The organism is Streptomyces sp. NBRC 110611, assembly GCF_001590865.1.
Lineage (GTDB): Bacteria > Actinomycetota > Actinomycetes > Streptomycetales > Streptomycetaceae > Streptomyces.
Genome location: NZ_BBUY01000001.1, coordinates 261,607 through 279,130, shown reverse-complemented (window position 1 = coordinate 279,130; position 17,524 = coordinate 261,607). Strand labels below are relative to the sequence as shown.

Below are 17,524 nucleotides of genomic sequence, written 5' to 3'. Positions count from 1 at the left end.
GAAGAAAGTCCTTCGAATTCAGGATTCAGGATTGAGGAATCAGGAGGTTTCGGGCAGACCTGATCCGCCCCCGCGCGGCAGGTCCAGTACAGACGCGGAACGGTCTGCCCTAGCCGGGGAATTCGAGGATTTCTTCGGCACGCCGACGCGTCGGAGCGCCATCGGCCGTGCGGACGCCACCGGGCAGCAGCCGGAACGGCGTGAGGTGTGCCGGGGCGGCGGCGTGCTGGTCCCCGTCACGGGGGCCGTGGCCGTCACCGGCGGTGTGCGAAGCGGGCGCCACCGGACCCTGCGGAAGCTGCCCCGGAAGGTCGCCATGGCCCGGGTGCGGCTGCTCGACGGCGGCACGCCCGGTGTGCTCGGTGGCAGACGCCTGGCGCGGGCCACCGGCGCACTGCTCGGGCTGAGCCGCGGCAGCGACGCCGCCCCCGGAAGCCGTCGCAGCGGTCCGCGGACCGGCCGACTGCACGTCACCCGGCGTACGGCCGGGCTGGTGCCGCCTGTCGTCGCCAGGCCGTCCCGTGTGCGCTCCGGACGGGAGGCCGACGGACGGAAGTTTCACGGACGGCAGCTCCACGGACGGCAGCACCGCGCCGGCCGTGTCGGCGATCTCGCCGACCACACCGATCTTCCGTACGACCCGGCCCACTGACCGAGTGAGCGCACCGGTGACCGGTCCGGCCTGCTCGGCGACGGGCCGCCGAACGGCCTCGGACAGCGCGGCGGAGCCGGACTGCACGCCCTCTGCGGACTTCGCCCGGGTCGTCGCCTGGTCCGTATCCGCCGGTTCGTCCCTCAGGGCCGCTGCCGCCGTCTCCCTACCCGGGGTGCTGACGGCCTCCCCGCCCGGGGACGCGGCCCCGGTCAGGGCCGGTGTGCTGCCCGTACGGTCATCGGCGTGGGCGCCGGGGCCGAAGGCGAAGCCGAGGGCGACGAAGCCCACCAGGAAGAGCCCGGCCAGCAGTGCACGCCGCGCGGTCACCGTGCGCGGCAGGCGCACAGCGGCAGGCAGAACGAACACAGCGGGCACGGAGGGGACCTTCCCATACGGACGGGGACACCCGGGCATACCGCCTCGGTGTCACACCCGTCGCGGGCGATCGAGCGATGGCCCCGATCCTTGCACGAGGAGCCAGGTGCCACGCAAGTCCCGCCGGGGTATCGGTCACCGTTGCTCCGCCATGTCCGGTATGGGCAGTGGCCGTTTCTCCAGTGCGGCGGCCATCACCTCCGGAAACAGGTCCGGTGTACAGGCGAACGCCGGTGCGCCCAGGGCCGCGAGAGCCGCGGCGTGGTCCCGGTCGTAGGCCGGGGCCCCCTCGTCGGAGAGGGCGAGCAGCGTGACGAACTGGACCCCGGACGCCTTCATCGCGGCGACCCGCTTGAGCATCTCGTCCCGGATCCCGCCCTCGTAGAGGTCGCTGATGAGGACGACGACGGTCTCGGCGGGGCGGGTGATACGGGACTGGCAGTAGGCGAGCGCGCGGTTGATGTCCGTACCGCCGCCGAGCTGGGTGCCGAAGAGGACGTCGACCGGATCGTCCAGCTGGTCCGTCAGGTCGACGACCGCGGTGTCGAAGACGACCAGCCGGGTGTCGATGGCCCGCAGGGAGGCCAGCACGGCACCGAACACCGAGGCGTAGACGACCGAGGCGGCCATCGAACCGGACTGGTCGATGCAGAGCACCACATCCTTCTTCACCGACTGCGCCGCCCGGCCGTAGCCGATCAGCCGCTCGGGGACGACCGTGCGGTACTCCGGGAGGTAGTTCTTGAGGTTCGCCCGGATCGTGCGGTCCCAGTCGATGTCGCGGTGGCGGGGCCGGCTGATGCGTGCGGAGCGGTCCAGTGCGCCGGTGAGGGTGGCGCGCGTACGGGTCGCCAGCTTCTTCTCCAGCTGCTCAACGACCTTGCGGACGACGGCCCGTGCGGTCTCCTTGGTCGTCTCCGGCATGACCTTGTTGAGCGAGAGCAGAGTGCCCACCAGATGTACGTCCGCCTCGACGGCCGTCAGCATCTCCGGCTCCAGCAGCAGCGCGGAGAGCCCCAGCCGGTCGATGGCGTCACGCTGCATCACCTGCACCACCGAGGTCGGGAAGTACGCCCGGATGTCGCCGAGCCAGCGCGCGACTCCGGGCGCCGAGGCGCCCAGCCCCGCCGTGCGCCGCCCGCTGTCGGCGTCCCTGCCCGCGCCGCCCGGCTGCCGGCCGTAGAGCGAGGCCAGCGCGCCGTCCATGGCGGCGTCACGCCCCCGCAGCTCACACCCCGTACCGTCCGCGCCGCCGGCACCGAGGACCAGCCGCCAGCGACGGAGCCGGTCAGCCGTCGCCTCGCTCCCGGACTCGGTCCGGGCCCCGACCCGGACCCCGACCCCGGCACCGACCCCGGCACCGGCACCGGCACCGGCACCGGCACCGGATCCTGCTGTCATGGCGCTCAACGTGCCACCTCCACACGACTGTTGGACTGTTCATTGCCGACTGTCGGGCTGTTTCCCGTCGGGTCATGGGACTGTCCGTAAGGGGACCGACCGTTAGGGGACTGTCCGCGGGGCTCGTGGTCGAAGCCGTGCTGTTCGATCCCCAGCAGCAGACGCAGGGTGGGGAGGACGGCCGCGGCACGGTCACGGTCCAGGCCGGGGCCGAAGCCGGGCGCGGCCGAGTCCGAGTCCGAGGCGTCGCCGGCCGGGCCGCGCACGCTGGTCGCGGGGCCGCGGCGGATCAGTTCGCCGAGCGTGCGCCGCACCCCGGCCTCGTACTCCGCGAACGTCCTGCGCAGCAGCGGGAGGACGTCCGTGAAGGCGCTGTCCGGCACGCTCGTCAGCCAGCCGTCGACCAGCGCGAGCAGCCGTTCGTCGTGGACCAGCAGCATCCCGCCGTCCCCGCCGGCCCCGCCTGCCCCGCTGCCCAGGAACCCCTCGATCCACCCGGCGGCATCGGTGGGCGGAGTGCCCGGCGAGAGGGCCAGGGCCATCAGCCGTTCCGCACCCCCGTCACCCCACTCGCCGTGAACCGGATCGACGTTGCCCGGCGCGCCGCCGGCCGATGCGCCACTGCCCCACTCCCCGTCGTCCCGCAGCAGCCGGGCCGCCCGGCCACGGATCAGTCCCGGCACGGCATCCCGCCCGCTCACCGCGCGCAGCACCCCGGCCCACCGTGCCCGCAACCCGGCCGGCGCGGCCTCCGCCCCGGGCTCCGGGTGGGCGAGCAGGCCGACGGCCTGGTGGGTGGTGTCGAGGTGGCCTCGCATGGCGGCGGCACCGTCCGTGTCCAGGCCGAGGCACGCCGGCGGCAGTCCGACGATGATCCGCTCGGCCAGGCCCGTCGCCACCTCGCGGAGCGCCCCGGCGTCCGTGCCGCGGACGTCTCCGTAGCGCACCGTGCGCACGAGGGCGGGCAGTGCCTGCGCGAGATGGCCCACGTCCGCGTCGAGCGCCGCGCGGTCGGACAGCGCGCGCATCACCACCGGCAGGGCATCGGGGAGTTCGGCGAGCAGACAGCGTTCGGCGAGCGCGGTCACCTCGGCGAGGGTGGCCGCCCCGGACGCCTCGGCCGCGGCCTTGGCGGTGGCGGCGCCGAGCACGGTCGTACCCCAGATGCCGGCCTCCGCCACACGCACCGACAGCTCCGGCTCCCAGCGCAGCCGCCAGGTCTCCCGGAACGTCCCCGTGCTGCCCCGGGAGCTGCTGGGCTCGCCCCAGGGGATACCGAGCAGCCGCAGCCGGTGCAGCAGGCGGCTGCGCCCGGCATCGGTCTCCTTGCGCAGGTCCAGTTCCAGCTCCCGTTCCGGGCCCTCGGGTTTGAGCCGCAGTGCCCGCCGACTGCGAGTGATGTCCCGCTGCAAGGGCACGGCGGGGGCGTCCTCGGGGACGTCGCCCAGTACGTCGCCGACCACCAGCCGGTCGTGGATCAGCGCGGACGGCGCATCGGAGCCGTCGCCCATGACGGCCCGGACGGCGTCGTCCAGTTCGGTCAGTCCGGCCAGTGGCCGCCCGCGGACCGTGGCCAGTCCCTCGGCGAGCCGTACCGCCTCGATGACATGCGCCGACGAGACGGCGTAATCCTCCTCGCGGAGCAGTGCGGCGACCTTGGTCAGCCAGCGGGCCACGGGGCGGTCGGGGGCGCTGAAGAGGTGGCCGTACCAGCCGGGTGAGGCGATGCCGGCGCCGTAGCCGCTGCGCCGGGAGAGCCGCCGGTGGGTCCAGGGCACCCACGTCACCGCCGTCTTCGCCTTCGGCAGGCCCTTGAGGAGCTGCCGGTCGGCGGCCACGGTGGTGCGCCGCGCCAGCGCCGGGACGTGCCAGGCCCCGCAGACCACGGCGAGGTCGTCGCCGAACTCCTTCCGCGCGGCCCGGAGCCGGAGTCGCATATGGGCCTCGCGCACTCGGTCACGTTCGTGGTCTCCGCCGTCCCGGTACGCCTCGCGCAAGGCCCCCATCGCCTCGGCCAGCGCCGCGAACGGGGCCAGCGCGTCCACGCCCGGCCCTCCCCCGTCCCGGCGGTGCTCGACCGCGTCTTCCCACCAGCGCTCGGGGTCGTCGTATCCGGCGGTCTCGGCCAGTACCCGGACCGGATCGACCCGTACGTCCGCCTCCGCGCCACCGGCCTGCGCGTCACCGGCCTCCTGCTCGGCCTCCGTCTCCTGTTCGGCCTCCGTCGTGGCCGGCTCCCCCATGGCCAGGGAGTGTGCCGCGGGCAGGTCGATGAAGCGGACGGGGACGCCGTGCTCCAGCGCCCAGCGCATCGCCACCCACTCGGGGGAGAACTCGGCCAGCGGCCAGAACGCCGCGCGGGCGGGGTCGTCCTGCACATGGGCGAGGAGGGCGACCGGTGGCCGCATGTCCTCCCCCGCGGCCAGCGGTACCAGCGCGTCCGCCTCCGGCGGGCCCTCGATCAGGACCGCGGCGGGCCCGCACTGTTCCAGAGCGGCGCGGACCGCCCGCGCCGAACCGGGTCCGTGGTGCCGCACCCCGAGCAGCGCCGGCCCGCCGACGCCCCCGGCCCGCTCGGCGTTCCCCCTCATGCGCCCACCTCGCGGCAGGCACGGTAGAAGTCCTTCCAGCCGTCGCGCTCACGCACCACCGTCTCGAGGTACTCCTGCCATACGACCCGGTCGGCGGCCGGGTCACGGACGACGGCCCCCAGGATGCCCGCGGCCACATCGCCGGCGCGCAGCACGCCGTCCCCGAAGTGGGTGGCCAGCGCCAGCCCGTTGGTCACCACCGAGATGGCCTCGGCCGTGGACAGCGTGCCCGACGGCGACTTGAGCTTCGTACGGCCGTCGGCGGTGATGCCGTCCCGCAGCTCGCGGAAGACCGTGACGACCCGGCGGATCTCGTCCATGCCGTCCGCCGCGGGCAGATCCAGCGAACGGCCGATCTGCTCGACCCGGCGCGAGACGATGTCCACCTCCGCGTCCGGGGTCGCGGGCAGCGGCAGGACGACGGTGTTGAAGCGGCGGCGCAGCGCGCTGGAGAGTTCATTGACGCCGCGGTCGCGGTCATTGGCCGTGGCGATCAGGTTGAAACCCCGGACGGCCTGCACCTCCTGCCCCAACTCGGGGATGGGCAGGGTCTTTTCCGACAGGATCGTGATCAGCGTGTCCTGCACGTCCGCGGGGATGCGGGTCAGCTCCTCGACCCGGGCCGTCATGCCCTGCGCCATGGCGCGCATCACCGGGCTGGGCACCAGCGCGTCCCGGCTGGGGCCGTGTGCGAGCAGCTGGGCGTAGTTCCAGCCGTAGCGGATCGCCTCTTCCGGGGTGCCGGCGGTGCCCTGCACCAACAGGGTGGAGTCGCCGCTCACGGCCGCCGCCAGGTGCTCGGACACCCAGGTCTTGGCGGTGCCGGGCACGCCGAGCAGGAGCAGTGCGCGGTCCGTCGCCAGGGTCGTCACGGCGACCTCGACGATGCGGCGCGGGCCGACGTATTTGGGTGTGATGACCGTGCCGTCCGCGAGCGTACCGCCGAGCAGGTACGTCGCGACGGCCCACGGCGAGAGCCGCCAGCGCGCGGGCCGCGGCCGGTCGTCGGCGGCCGCGAGAGCCGTCAGCTCCGCCGCGAAACTCTCCTCGGCGTGCGGGCGCAGGGCGCCGCCTCCGGCCGGCTCCGTCGCCGCGTGATCGGCCGTCGCGTGCTCAGCCGTCGCCTCATGCGTCGTCGTGAAGGTGTTCTCGGACATGGCTCCCCCTATCGCAAGGACTGCGGCCGCCTCCGCGAAATCCCGTCGGCCGCTTGCGGAATCCAGCCTGCACCACACCACTGACAACGCCCCTGAAATCCCCGCTGACCTGCGCCTTCCTCGCGCTGAGCGGGCGGCCGAGGGCGATTGTCAGTGCCGCGTCGTAGCGTCGGAGACATGAATCCGCAGGGGGAACGCTGGACGACGGATCAGGTGCTCGCACTGGCGCCTGACGAGGCATCACGCAAGGCGGGTGGCAAGCTCGCCACGCCCGGCCCGTGGTCGGACACGGGTGCGGGCCGAAGCGCGGTGTGGGGACTGTGCAAGGGCAGCGGAAAGAAGCCGTATCAGACGGTCGCGGACGTCAAGGGCCAGGCCTTCAGGTGCAGTTGCCCGAGCCGCAAGTTCCCGTGCAAACACGCACTGGGACTGCTGCTGCTCTGGGCCGGTACGGAGGGGGCGGTGGCGGACGGGGAACCGCCGCAGTGGGCGGGCGAATGGCTGGACAACCGCCGGGAGCACGCCGCCGGGCGGACGGACGACGGGGTACCCGGCGGCGGTGCCGCGGCGCGGGCACCGGCCGATCCGGAGGCCGCCGAACGCCGGGCGGAGCGCCGGATGCAGCGGATCGGCGCGGGCGCCACGGAACTGGAGCAGCGGCTGGAGGACCTGCTGCAGTCCGGCCTGGCCGCGGCCGGCCGCACCGCCCCCTGGGACGAGACGGCGGCCCGCATGGTCGACGCCCAGGCGCCGGGACTCGCCGCGCGGGTACGGGAGTTGGGGCCGGTTGCGGCATCGGGTCCGGACTGGCCGACGCGACTGCTGGAGGAGTGTGCCCTGCTGCACCTCCTCACCCGGGGATTCCTCGGCATCGAGCGGTTGCCCGACCCACTCGCGGCGACCGTCCGCGCACGCGTCGGGCTGACCACGGAAGCGGCCGGCCTGCTGGCCGGTTCCGACACGACGGCGGTGCGGGACCGCTGGCTGGTGCTGTCCCAGCAGGACAGCGACGACGGCAAGTTGACCACCCGCAGGATCTTCCTGCGGGGCGAGCGGACCGGCCGGATGGCGCTGCACCTCTCCTTCGGCGGCCCGCACCGCCCCCTGGACCTGGCACTGCCGCCCGGCCTGGTGATCGACGCGGACCTGACCTACTACCCGGGCGCCCGCCCGCTGCGCGCTCTCCTGGGCGAACGGCACGCTCCGGCGGCCCCGGGGCCGGTACCGCCGGGCTGCGGCGTCGATGCCGCGCTGGCCGCGTACGGCGACACGCTGCGCGACGACCCCTGGCTGGACTCCTGGCCGGTGGTGCTCGCCGACGTCACCCCGATACCGGCCGGCGACGGCGAGGGCTGGCAACTGGCCGACGCGCTCGGCGAGTCGGCGGTTCCGCTGGATCCGCGCTGCCTGGGCCGTACGGGACTGTGGCGGCTGGTCGCGATATCGGGCGGCGAGCCGGTCACGGTCTTCGGCGAGTGCGGACACCACGGCTTCCGCCCGCTGACCGTCTGGGACCCGACCCCGGTGGCCCTATGACCCCGGCGCCGGCAGCCACGACACCCGCGCACCCCGCCCACCACACGCCTCTGGAGCACTCACATGACGACAACCACCAACCCCTGCACCCCACCAACCCCCCTCAACTCCACCTCTCCTCCTCCTTCTACGCCTTCTACGCCTTCTGCTTCCTCTGCCTCTCCTCCCCCGACCGCACCCACCGCCCCTGTCCCCACCGCCCCTGCCTCCACGCCCCCGCCGTCGGCCGCACCGGCTTCCGCCCCTCCGACCGCCGCCGCCCCGTGGGCCGAGCTCGTGAGTGCGGCACTGCTCGGCACCGAGCGGCGGCTGCCGCCGGTGGCGGTACGCCCCGGGCAGGGCGCCGCGGCCGCGCTGCTGGACGCGGCGGCGGTGGCCACGGTGCGCCGGCGCGGTGCGCTGCGCCCCGCCCCGGCCGGTGAGCGCCCCGCCCCGGCCCCCTCCGACACCCGGCCCCCGCTGCCGCCGGCCGCGCACCGCCGGCTGTCCCTGCTGCTCGCCGACCGTGGCGGCACCGCGAGCGGCAGCCGCCGGGGCACCGCCCCCGACCTCACCGAGCTGCTGCCCCAGTGGCTGACCGCCGCGCACGGCCACGGCTACCGCGCCCCCGCCGCCCTGTTGCCCGCGCTGCTCGACGCCGCCCGGGCCCGCACGGACCTCCGGCCCGCCGCGCTCGCCCTGGCCGGACCACGTGCCCAGTGGCTGGCCCGGCTCAACGACGACTGGAAGTTCGCGCTCCGCAGCGGTGGCGGAGGAGACCCGGCCGCGCCGCCCGGCGCGGCTGGCCCCGAGGACGTACGGCGCCGGTGGGAGGAGGGCCTGTTCACGGAACGGGTCGCGCTGCTGACGGCGCTGCGCCGCCGCGACCCGCGGGCGGGTCTGGAGCTGCTCGGTACGACCTGGGCGACCGAACGGGCCGAGGACCGGCTGATGTTCCTGGACGCACTGCGCGGGGAGCTCACCGCGACCGACGAGCCCTTCCTCGAGCAGGCACTGTCCGACCGCAGCCGGAGCGTACGGGCCACGGCCGCCGAGCTGCTCTCCACCCTGCCCGGCTCCGCGCTCGCGGCCCGTATGGCACGACGCGCCCACGCCTGCGTCGCGCTGGACCGCACAGCCGACGCGCCGGTGCTCACCGTCGAGGCACCGCACGAGTGCGATGCCGGGATGAGGCGGGACGGCGTCGCGCCCAAGCCGCCCTCCGGGCGGGGCGAACGGTCCTGGTGGCTGGTCCAGTTGGTGGAGGCGACCCCGCTGGACGGGTGGCGCGACCGGTTCGCGGGGCGCGGCCCGGCGGAGATCGTCGCGCTCCCCGTGGCCGACGGCTGGCGCACCGAGCTGCACGACGCCTGGTGCCGCGCCGCGGTACGCCGGCGGGACGCCGACTGGGCGCGGGCGCTGCTGGGCGCGCCGGGTGGCCCGGGCGCCCCGGACCGGTCCGCCGAGGTCGCACCGGCCGGCTCGGCACGGGACCTGACGAAGCTGCTGACCGTGCTGCCCGATGACGAGCGGGCCCGGTGGGTGGCGGAGTTCATCGCGGCACACGGCCTGTCGGACGCCTTCCGGATGCTCGGCGTCTGCGCGGTCCCCTGGGCCGAGCCGCTCGGCCGGTCCGTCGTGGACGCGCTGGACATCGCCCGGGACGCGGGCAGCTATCCGTGGAGCTTCAGCGGGGTGATGGGCCTGGCCGAGCGCTGTCTGGACCCGTCCGCGGCGGACCGCCTGGACAGGCTCACCGCGCTCACGGACGAGCCGGAGGGTGCTTCTCCCGGATCCGGCGGCTACTGGTCCGAAGCGTTCCAGCGCTTGGTCGGCACGCTCCGGCTGCGCGCCACCATGCAGGCCGAACTCACCCCACCGCCCGGCGACGACGACCGGACCGCGCCATGACCGGCCGTACCGCGATCCGCGGCATCGTCATCCGCCATACCGTGATCCGCAGCGTCCCGGCCACCCTCCGCCAACTGGGGACCGCCTCCTGCCCCGCGGGCCCCTCCGCAGGTCCCTCAGACCGCCGCCGGGCGTACGTTCGCTTTGATCCACTCCACGATCGACGCGGTCGTCGCACCCGGCGTGAAGATCTCCGCGACGCCCTGCTCCTTGAGCGGCGGGATGTCCTCCTCGGGGATGATGCCGCCGCCGAATACCTTGATGTCCGCCGCGTCGCGCTCCACCAGCAGGGCGATGACCTTCGCGAAGAGGGTGTTGTGCGCGCCGGAGAGGATGGACAGCCCGATCGCGTCGGCGTCCTCCTGGATCGCGGTGTCGACGATCTGCTCCGGGGTCTGGTGCAGCCCGGTGTAGATCACCTCCATCCCCGCATCGCGCAGCGCCCGCGCGATGACCTTGGCGCCCCGGTCGTGCCCGTCCAGGCCCGGCTTGGCCACCACCACGCGGATCGGCCCCGAACGGCCCGCCACGCCCTGGCTCCCCGCTTGCACCCCGTCCTGCCGAGCCACACTCATCACTGCCTCCAAGCCACGCACGACACGGTGGTGCCGAGCCGACAATCGATCGCGCGGCCGCGGTCCGGCGGCCACGAGCGTGAACGAACGTTATCTCCAGCATCCCGTACCCAGCCGTTTCGTGACATCCGGCGAGGGGGAAATCACACACGGGACACGTCCGCTACGCGCCGCGTTCCGCGTGTCGTCACCTCAGGGACGGGTGGCTCAGTACGCGCGGACCGCGCGCCCGGGGAGCCGCAGCCGGGCCACCGCGCCTTGAGGCGCACATCAGGGCGAGTGCGCCGCATACTCGCTCTCGCATGGGGTGGCTTCCCACGAGGGCATACGGGGGTCAGAGCCGTCTCCCGCATGCCGTTCGGGAGGTCGGCTATGCGAGCCCTGCCCTTTCTCTCCGCACCCTTGCTGATCGCACGCGCCGTCTCGGCGCCCCTCCGGCGCGTACGCCTGCTTCCCGGGCGTGCGTCGTCGCTGCTGTTGCGCAGCACCGTCGTGGATCTGGTGGTCCTCGCCGGGCATCTGCTCCTCTACCCCACCGGCATCACCCAGGAGCACCCGGTACCCCGGCCCCTGCCACCCCCCACGACAAAGGACCCAGAGGTGTGCCCGGCGCCCGCCCCGGGCCGCGCCTCGGCCGGCCAATCCGCTCCACCCGCTCTACCTGCTCCGCCCGCTCTGCCCGCTCCGCCCGCCCTGCTCCCGACCGAGGGCCGTTCACATCCGCCGGTCCTGCTGCTCCACGGCTTCATCGACAACCGCTCCGTCTTCGTACTGCTGCGCCGTTCCCTGCACCGCCACGGCTGGCGCCACCTCGAAGCGCTCAACTACTCCCCACTGACCTGCGATCTGCGGAAGGCGGCCGAGCTGCTGAGCCGCCATGTGGAGGAGGTGTGTGCGCGGACCGGTCACCGCCGGGTGGACATCGTGGGCCACAGCCTCGGTGGGCTCATCGCGCGCTATTACGTCCAGCGGCTCGGCGGCGACACCCGGGTCCGTACGGTCGTCACGCTCGGCACCCCGCACTCCGGTACCCGTGTCGCGCCGCTGATGTCGGTACATCCGGTCGTCCGGCAGATGCGCCCGGATTCCGAAGTGATAGCAGAGTTGGCGCTTCCGGCCCCGAATTGCCGAACACAATTTGTCGCTTTCTGGAGCGAGGAGGATCAAGTGATGGTGCCGGCCGGCACGGCCAGAATCGATCACCCGGATTTGCTCGCGTACAACGCGCAGGTCGCCGGTGTCGGACATCTCGCTCTGCCGGTCAACGGCACTGTGGCGGCCGGCATACGCGAGGCGCTCACCTCGGGCGGCATACCGGCAGCGGTGGGAGCCGCCGACTCCGCGTCAGTCGTGGCCTGACACTGCTCTGCGAGGCGATGCGAATCGAACAAACATCGAACGGGGCGCCAAAAACTCGCATGAGAGTGCCGAAAGGCGGCCAAATGCCCGGCCTCGGCGAGCCCGGAACCCGTGGAAGATTGTCGCCGTCGCGTACCGCCGGGTACAGTCGCCGCTAATTCTCCTGCTGCCGAGGCGAAAGAGAAGTTGGTGAACGACCGTCGCCCTTCGGAAGGCCGTCTTCCGACCGACTCCGCTTCCGACGCCTCGTATGCGCACTACCCCGCCTACGACTCCTACGGGCAGCAGTATTCGCCGACTGCCGGTGCCGAATACGGCGACGGCGCCCCGTTGTTCGGTTCGTACCCCGGCCCGTACGACACGGGGGTGTACGACACCGGCGCCTACGACACGGGCACCTTCCACACCACGGGCTACGACCACACCGGCACCCACAGCGCCTACGGCACGGACGCCTACGGCACAGGCACCTACGACGTCACCGGAGCCACCTACGACACCGGCTCCTACGACACGACGCAGTGGGCCACCAGCACCCACGACACCGGCTCCCACGTCCTTACGGACCTCCAGTCGGATGCCGCGGGCTACGCCCCGTACGCCCACACCGCGTACGAGAGCACCGCGCCGGAGGCCGTCACATACGGCGCCACCGCCTACGGGCACGGCGGCCATGACACCGGCAACCACCCCACCGACGCCTACGACACCGGCAGTTATGCCACGGTCACCTATGAGGCGACGGGCGCCTACGAGACGGCCGGGGCGCATCAGCCGGCCGATCCGTACGAGCCGACGGGCACGTACGGGACGACAGGCGGCTACGACACCATCGGCCCGCAGGCCACCGCCGTCGAGGACACCGCGGGCTTCGAGACCGCGGCGTTCGAGACCGCGAGCTACGAGGCCACGGCGATCTGGCCGGCCGCCGACCAGGAGCTGACCGCCGGAATCCCGGCGCAGGCCGGCCCCCCGCCGGACGACGGCGAGCCATGGGTCCGCACCCCATGGAACGAGACCGGCCGGCACGACGACGGCTCCCCCGACGCCGACAACCCCAACGGCACAAGCAACACCGGCGCTATCAGCCACACCAGCGGCAGCACGGACACCGGCGACGCCGATGCCGACGCCGCCGCCCTCGCCGATGCCATGACACAGGCCATGCCGGTCACCACCGCGGCCGCGGCCACAGCCACCCCCGCCGCCCGCCGGGTCGCCGGCCCGAATCCCGGCAAGCCCGTCCGCGGCCGCGGGCGACGGCGCCCGGCGAAGCGGTCGGCGCTGCTGACCGTCGCCGTTCCCTCGGTCGCCGCCATAGGGGTGTGCGGCGTGGCCGCCGCGTCCGTCGCCGGTCTCGGCGGGGACGACAAGGACGACACGACGACCAACCAGGCCGGCCCGGTCGACCCGGGGGGCGTCAAGAGCTCCGCGGCCAACAAGAAGCTCGACACCCAGCTCGCCGGGCTCAGCGCCAGCGCTGACGACTTCCGCGACCGCGCCAGCCGCACTCAGGAACGGATCGACCTCAAGGCGCGCCAGGCGCTGGAGCGCAAGCGCAAGGCGGAGGAGGCGGCCCGTAAGGAGGCCATGCGGCCCAAGTTCGCGCTGCCGGTCACCGAGCACGGACTGAGCGCGCTCTTCGGCCAGGCCGGCGTGAACTGGATGTCCGTGCACACCGGCATCGACTTCCCGGTCAGCTACGGCACCCCGGTCCTCGCCGCCACCGACGGCACCGTCCGTACGCAGTGGAACACCGCGTACGGCAACATGGCGATAGTGACCGCTCCCGACGGCACCGAGACGTGGTACTGCCATCTGAGCAGCACCAAGGTCCGCTCCGGCTCGGTCAAGGCCGGTGACCAGATCGCCTATTCGGGCAACTCGGGCAACTCCACGGGTCCGCACCTGCACTTCGAGGTACGGCCCGGCGGTGGATCGCCCATCGACCCGATGCCCTGGCTACGCACCCACGGCCTCAACCCGAACTGACCCCCGCCGTACCGTTCCTGCACCGCCCGGGGCGCGCCCGCGCACACCGTGCACGCCACCGCGCCCCACGCGCGCCCGGGGGTTCTGGGGGTGTTTCCCTAGGGGAGGCTCGAACAGATCCCCTAGGGGGAGCGAGGCCCCCCTGCGGGGCCACAACAAGGCGGGGGCGAGCGATATTCCGGTGTCCCCCTCAATCTCGGGTGCCACGTAACCCCGAAGGGACCGCATAGGCCGAAGAGGCCGAAGGGACCGCAGAGGCCGAAGAGATCACAGAGACTGAAGCACCCCTGGGCTCTGCGGCTCCTCGGAGCCCACAGAGCCCAGAGCCCAGGAGTCCACAGAGAGCTCGCGGAAACCCGGGAGAGGCGGGGGGGGAGGACTAGAGCTTCTCCACCGGGGCGTAGCGCAGCAGGAGCCGCTTGGGCTTCTCGCCGCCGAAGTCGATGGTCGCCTCGGCGTTGTCGCCGCTGCCTTTGACGCCGACGACCGTGCCGAGCCCGAAGCTGTCATGGGTGACGCGATCGCCGACGGCCAGCGAGACCACCTGACGGTCCTTGGCACGGCGGGTGGCGAACCCGCCGGCACCCTTCGAGCGGGTCGACGACAGCGTGGAACCGATGCCCCCGCCGAGGCCGCCACCGCCAGCTCCGCCGCCCCGCGACGACAGACCGCCCATCGAGGCGGAAGGCGTCGCCGGCCCCGTGCGCTTCCACTCCACGTAGTCGTCCGGGATCTCCTCAAGGAACCGGGAGGGCGGGTTGTACGAGGGCTGCCCCCAGGCGCTGCGCATCGTCGAGCGGGTGACATAGAGCCGCTCACGGGCGCGGGTGATGCCGACGTAGGCCAGCCGGCGCTCCTCCTCCAGCTCCTTGGTCTGGCCCAGCGCACGCATATGCGGGAAGACGCCGTCCTCCATGCCGGACAGGAAGACGACCGGGAATTCCAGGCCCTTGGCGGTGTGCAGGGTCATCAGCGTGATGACGCCCGTGCCTTCCTCGTCCTCGTCGGGGATCTGGTCGGAGTCGGCGACCAGGGCGACCTGCTCCAGGAACTCGGCGAGCGTGCCGGGCCCCGGGGCGGCCTCCCCCGACGTCGCCGCCTCACCCCGCTCCTGCTCGAACTCCAGGGCCACGGCGGCGAGTTCCTGGAGGTTCTCGATCCGGGTCTCGTCCTGCGGGTCGGTGGAGGCCTGGAGCTCGGCGAGGTAGCCCGTGCGCTCCAGGACGGCCTCCAGGATCGTGGCGGGCCCGGCACCGGACTCGACGACCGTCCGCAGCTCCTCCATGAGGACGTTGAAGCGCTTGACGGCGTTGGCGGAGCGGGCCGCCATGCCGTACGCCTCGTCGACCCGGGCCAGCGCCTGCGGGAAGGTGATCTTCTCGCGTGCGGACAGGGCGTCGATCATGGCCTCGGCGCGCTCGCCGATGCCGCGCTTGGGGACGTTGAGGATGCGGCGCAGCGGGACGGTGTCCTCGGGGTTGGCGAGCACCCGCAGATACGCGAGGACGTCGCGGACCTCCTTGCGCTCGTAGAAGCGCACGCCGCCGACGACCTTGTAGGGCAGCCCGACCCGGATGAAGATCTCTTCGAAGACCCGGGACTGGGCGTTGGTGCGGTAGAAGACGGCGACGTCACCGGCCTTGGCGTCGCCGGCGTCCGTCAGCCGGTCGATCTCGTCGGCGACGAACTGGGCCTCGTCGTGCTCGGTGTCGGCGACATAGCCGGTGATCTTGGGGCCGGCGCCGGCGTCCGTCCAGAGGTTCTTGGGACGGCGGTTCTCGTTGCGCTCGATGACCGCGTTGGCGGCGGACAGGATCGTCTGCGAGGAGCGGTAGTTCTGCTCCAGCAGGATCGTCGTCGCATCGGGGTAATCCTCCTCGAACTGGAGGATGTTGCGGATGGTCGCGCCGCGGAAAGCGTAGATCGACTGGTCGGCGTCACCGACCACGCACAGCTCGGCGGCGGGGATGTCGGCCGTGCCCGTACCGACCAGCTCCCGGACGAGGGTGTACTGGGCGTGGTTGGTGTCCTGGTACTCGTCGACGAGGACATGACGGAACCGGCGACGGTAGTGCTCGGCGACGTCGGGGAACGCCTGGAGCAGATGGACCGTCGTCATGATGATGTCGTCGAAGTCCAGGGCGTTGGCCTCGCGCAGCCGTGCCTGATACATCGCATACGCCTCGGCCAGGGTCTTCTCGAACCCGTCGGCTGCCGTCCCGGCGAAGGTCTCCTCGTCGATGAGCTCGTTCTTGAGGTTGGAGATCTTCGCGCTGAAGGACTTCGGCGGGAAGCGCTTGGGGTCCAGGTCCAGATCACGGCAGACGAGCGCCATCAGACGCTTGGAGTCCGCCGCATCGTAGATCGAGAAGGACGAGGTGAAGCCCAGCTTCTTGCTCTCGCGGCGCAGGATGCGGACGCAGGCGCTGTGGAAGGTGGAGACCCACATGGCGTTGGCGCGCGGGCCGACCAGCTGCTCCACGCGCTCCTTCATCTCGCCCGCGGCCTTGTTCGTGAACGTGATCGCAAGGATCTGGCCGGGGTGGACATGGCGCTCGGCGAGGAGATGGGCGATGCGGTGGGTGAGCACCCGGGTCTTGCCGGAGCCGGCCCCGGCGACGATCAGCAGCGGGCCGCCCGCGTGCACCACGGCGGCCTTCTGCTGGTCGTTGAGGCCCTCGAGCAGCGCCGCGGGGTCGATGACCGGGCGGGCGGCGCCGTCGCGGTAGTACGCGTCCCTGGATACGGGCACGTCGAACTGCCCGCCGAAGAGGTCGGCGGGGATCTCCTCCGGGACCGGCTCGTGCTCGTCCTCGGGAGGCGGCGGGGGCTCCTCCTCGCCCTTGTGGGCGAGGTCCGCCAGGAAGCTGTCGTCAAAGAGGCTGCTCATCGCCCACCGAGTCTAGGCCGCGCCACCGACAGTGCGCTGGGGAGTGTGGACAAGTGTGGCCGGACCGGCCGGATGCAACCGCTCCGTGCACGGACGAAACCGGTACGTGCACTGATGACCGCCGTCCGCAGCCCCTCCCCTTCTCCCCTGCTCTTCCCCTTCCCCTTCATCTCCCCCGCTTCACTTCCCCCGCTTCACCTCCCCCGCCCTTCCCTGTCCCGTCTTGCCTCGTCCTGCCGTGCGCTGCCGCCAAGGCCGCTGAAGTCGTCACTGAGGCCACTAAGGTCACGAAAAGGTTTCGGGCATATCGAACATCAGCCTTCACAGGAGCCACGCCAGTTGGCTAACGTCCTGGCTCGGGCAGCCCGCACGCCGTCGGTGACAGCACCGGCACGGGCCGCCTCCGCCGAGTCCAGACGCGCCGGAAGACCCGAACCCCGGGCCCCCGGCCCGGAGCCGGGGACCCACCCGCACCACCGGGGTGAATCGGTCCTGCGACCGCCCGCAGCGGACGCCCGGACCGTAGGGCCACCCTTCCGCCGGCCCGAACCCTTCAGCTAACCCGGTAGGCGGCACACGGAAGGAGCCGCCGGCCTTGGCGTCCCACCGCAAGCCGCGCACCAGTGTTCTCAGCTCGCCCGGAAGCCGCCGTACGGCCGCCGGGCTCACCACCGCCGCGCTCGCCTCGGTGACCCTGCTCGCACAGTCCGCCGAGGCGGCACCCAGCGCGCCCCGGCCCACCATCGAAGAGGTCAAGCAGAAGGTCGACGGCCTCTACCGCCAGGCCGAGGTGGCCACCCAGAAGTACAACGCGGCGAAGGAGAGCGCCGACGATCAGAAGAACACCGTCAACGACCTGCTCGACGCGGCCGCCCGGCGGGCGCAGAAGATGAACGACGCCCGGCGCGAGCTGGGCACCTTCGCGTCGGCGCAGTACCGCGGCGGTGGCGTGAACTCGACGGCGCGGCTGATGCTCGCCGAGGACCCGCAGCAGTTCTTCGACCGTACCCACCTGATGCAGCGGCTGACCGCCCGGCAGCAGCAGGCCGTCGCCGACTACCAGGGGCAGGCGGCTGCGGCGGCCCGCCAGCGGGCCGAGGCGA

General features: G+C 72.8%; 11 protein-coding genes and 1 riboswitch. Of the genes, 5 read left to right on the top strand and 6 right to left on the bottom strand.

Annotation, left to right across the window (positions count from 1 at the left end):
- Nucleotides 1-109 precede the first annotated feature (109 nt).
- The 4 genes from AZE13_RS01220 to AZE13_RS01205 form a co-directional block, all read right to left on the bottom strand.
- Nucleotides 110-1,030, bottom strand: coding sequence for a hypothetical protein (locus AZE13_RS01220; RefSeq protein ID WP_147264586.1), 921 nt, complete (start codon nt 1,028-1,030; stop codon nt 110-112).
- Nucleotides 1,031-1,165: 135 nt separating this feature from the next.
- Nucleotides 1,166-2,431 (bottom strand): VWA domain-containing protein, encoded by a 1,266-nt coding sequence (locus AZE13_RS01215; protein WP_066925654.1) that lies wholly within the window; start codon nt 2,429-2,431, stop codon nt 1,166-1,168.
- Between the two features lie 5 nt (nt 2,432-2,436).
- Nucleotides 2,437-5,022, bottom strand: coding sequence for a DUF5682 family protein (locus AZE13_RS01210; RefSeq protein ID WP_220127552.1), 2,586 nt, complete (start codon nt 5,020-5,022; stop codon nt 2,437-2,439).
- A complete protein-coding gene (locus tag AZE13_RS01205; protein WP_066925651.1) occupies nt 5,019-6,179 on the bottom strand; it encodes an ATP-binding protein in 1,161 nt (386 codons plus the stop codon). The genes AZE13_RS01210 and AZE13_RS01205 overlap by 4 nt, the downstream gene beginning before the upstream one ends.
- A gap of 177 nt (nt 6,180-6,356) precedes the next feature.
- Between AZE13_RS01205 and AZE13_RS01200 the strand changes: the two genes are divergently transcribed.
- Nucleotides 6,357-7,715, top strand: coding sequence for an SWIM zinc finger family protein (locus tag AZE13_RS01200; RefSeq protein WP_066925648.1), 1,359 nt, complete (start codon nt 6,357-6,359; stop codon nt 7,713-7,715).
- A gap of 276 nt (nt 7,716-7,991) precedes the next feature.
- The gene (locus AZE13_RS01195; protein WP_066925645.1) at nt 7,992-9,605 is read left to right on the top strand and encodes a DUF5691 domain-containing protein; all 1,614 of its coding nucleotides are present in this window, start codon (nt 7,992-7,994) and stop codon (nt 9,603-9,605) included.
- A gap of 116 nt (nt 9,606-9,721) precedes the next feature.
- Here the strand turns inward: AZE13_RS01195 and AZE13_RS01190 are convergent, their stop codons facing one another.
- Nucleotides 9,722-10,180: a cobalamin B12-binding domain-containing protein gene (locus AZE13_RS01190; protein WP_066925642.1), complete on the bottom strand. Its 459-nt coding sequence runs from the start codon at nt 10,178-10,180 to the stop codon at nt 9,722-9,724.
- Between the two features lie 372 nt (nt 10,181-10,552).
- Between AZE13_RS01190 and AZE13_RS01185 the strand changes: the two genes are divergently transcribed.
- Nucleotides 10,553-11,539, top strand: a complete 987-nt coding sequence (locus AZE13_RS01185; RefSeq protein ID WP_079123577.1) for an alpha/beta fold hydrolase — start codon at nt 10,553-10,555, stop codon at nt 11,537-11,539.
- Between the two features lie 189 nt (nt 11,540-11,728).
- Nucleotides 11,729-13,531 (top strand): M23 family metallopeptidase, encoded by a 1,803-nt coding sequence (locus tag AZE13_RS01180; protein WP_066925639.1) that lies wholly within the window; start codon nt 11,729-11,731, stop codon nt 13,529-13,531.
- Between the two features lie 379 nt (nt 13,532-13,910).
- Here AZE13_RS01180 and pcrA read toward each other — a convergent pair whose 3' ends face one another.
- Complete coding sequence (gene pcrA / locus AZE13_RS01175; RefSeq protein WP_066925636.1) at nt 13,911-16,421, bottom strand: DNA helicase PcrA; 2,511 nt, start codon at nt 16,419-16,421, stop codon at nt 13,911-13,913.
- 455 nt (nt 16,422-16,876) lie between these two features.
- Nucleotides 16,877-16,988, top strand: a riboswitch (cyclic di-AMP (ydaO/yuaA leader).
- Between the two features lie 28 nt (nt 16,989-17,016).
- On the opposite strand from pcrA, the gene AZE13_RS01170 reads away from it, so the two are divergent.
- On the top strand, nt 17,017-17,524 hold a 508-nt coding region (locus AZE13_RS01170), incomplete at its 3' end, for a coiled-coil domain-containing protein (RefSeq protein ID WP_398780070.1).